Origin of the sequence: Collinsella sp. LCP21S3_D3 (assembly GCF_052118305.1) — a bacterium.
Lineage (GTDB): Bacteria > Actinomycetota > Coriobacteriia > Coriobacteriales > Coriobacteriaceae > Collinsella.
Genome location: NZ_JBQKHK010000048.1, coordinates 1 through 1,527, shown reverse-complemented (window position 1 = coordinate 1,527; position 1,527 = coordinate 1). Strand labels below are relative to the sequence as shown.

Below are 1,527 nucleotides of genomic sequence, written 5' to 3'. Positions count from 1 at the left end.
GGGGCTGATTTGGGGCGAGCTGGCCCGCCATGACGAGGCGGTGGAGCGGATGCTGGACGCTGAGATGCCGATCGCGCTGTCGCGTGGACCTGTGGGGGATCGTCCTCGTGGGTGGTGGGGGGCGGCGGCTGGTCGGGCGATGCTGGCTGATCCTGATATCGAGGTGGAGTGGGCCTACGCCGCACTCCACAACCATGGCTAGATACATCGCCACGCGGGCCTGGCGTGACGCGTCCCGCATTCTCCAACGGCTCGACCACGACCTGGCGCATATGGGCCACGGCTACCTCCTTCGCGGTCGTCCCGTTGTGGACCCGGCGCTAGTGGTCGCAGAAACTGACTCTGGCGAGCCCTCCCCGGTCGCTTTCGGCAAGCCTCGCGCGCTCACAGCCAAACATCTGGCCCGGATTCTCGGCGGAGATCGCCAGCCCAGCGCGCACTCGGTCGACGGCGGCTGGCGCTGGTACCAGGTTTCAATGCCGGATGTCTACGGCTACATCAACGCCTCCTCTCAGAGGCAGGACGCCGTGGGCCACCTGGCGCTCGTGGCCAGCGTTGTCCCCTACTCCCAGCTCACGCTTTCCGAGGCTGTTGGCGTGACGCTCGACATGATGCGCCTCGACCCTCGACCGGAGCTGGGCCACCCGAGCAAAGCCGCAACCGATTGGGCGGAGCACGGCCTCGGCCTGATCGACTGTTGGCAGGCCCGCCAGCTGCGCTACCAAGGCCGCGGACTGGGCGACGTGGAGACCCTGGCGCGCCGGATCGACGCGCTGCGTGTCATGTGCGCCCGATGGCATGTCCATCAGGCCGAGATGGACCTCGCCGCCGCGAAGGACAAGCTCACGGCCCGCTGAACGTCCGGGATTCTGGCCGCGGGGCTCGCGGTTTCAGCCTGTAAAGAACGCCCCCGGCATCAGCCGGGTGCGGCCTTGGGTCTTCCCAGCACCCGCCCGATGTGATGACACACAAATTTGCCCCCCCGACCACAGCGGTCGGGGGGGGCAGATTTGTGTTCGGGGCGGGCTAGGTGGCTCCCTCATCCTCGTCAGCGGCATGGCGGGGGGCCACGCCACTGTCGTCCTGGTAGCGGCGCAGCAGGTACGCCAGCAGCGCCGTACCTGCGGCCTGGATCGCGGACCAGGTCCACACCTCCCACGACGCCAGCCAGTCACGCAGCGACGGGGCCGCGAGCGAGCCGACGAGGGTGGTGAGCACAGCGAGTCCGACAGCGATCGCGAGGCCCTGCCGCAGGGTCTGCCAGCCACGACGGGCGGCGATCGCCGGACGATCCTCGGGAGCGATGCTGATGGGGTTGGGGGTGGTGGTCATGGGAGTCTCCTCAGGCAGTAGGCGTGGACGGCTCGGTGTCGTCCACCGGATCAGGGTCGAGCCACAGGCTCGGGTCGATATGGCCACGGATGCGGTGCGGGACGCGGGGCATCCGGCCCCAGTCAGGGCGGCGGAGCATCCCGACCTGGTCGATGAACCAGGCGGCGGCGGACAGCTGTCCCAGCCGCTCGGACA

At 69.0% G+C, this 1,527-nt stretch carries 4 protein-coding genes; 2 read left to right on the top strand and 2 right to left on the bottom strand.

Features of this window, described 5'->3' with window-relative positions:
• Positions 1-202, top strand: a 202-nt coding sequence (locus ACTQ1S_RS09295; RefSeq protein WP_441547563.1) for a hypothetical protein, incomplete at its 5' end; no start/stop codon positions are given.
• Between the two features lie 121 nt (positions 203-323).
• On the top strand, positions 324-857 hold the full coding sequence (locus ACTQ1S_RS09290; RefSeq protein ID WP_441547562.1) for a hypothetical protein: 534 nt from the start codon (positions 324-326) through the stop codon (positions 855-857).
• A 169-nt stretch (positions 858-1,026) separates the two neighbouring features.
• Here the strand turns inward: ACTQ1S_RS09290 and ACTQ1S_RS09285 are convergent, their stop codons facing one another.
• Positions 1,027-1,332 (bottom strand): hypothetical protein, encoded by a 306-nt coding sequence (locus tag ACTQ1S_RS09285; RefSeq protein ID WP_441042439.1) that lies wholly within the window; start codon positions 1,330-1,332, stop codon positions 1,027-1,029.
• Between the two features lie 10 nt (positions 1,333-1,342).
• A partial coding sequence (locus tag ACTQ1S_RS09280; protein ID WP_441085703.1) for a hypothetical protein occupies positions 1,343-1,527 on the bottom strand: 185 nt, incomplete at its 5' end.

Excerpts from the sequence above, each read along its gene's own strand:
- ACTQ1S_RS09285 (WP_441042439.1), bottom strand. The coding sequence starts at position 1,332 with ATGACCACCACCCCCAACCCCATCAGCATCGCTCCCGAGGATCGTCCG.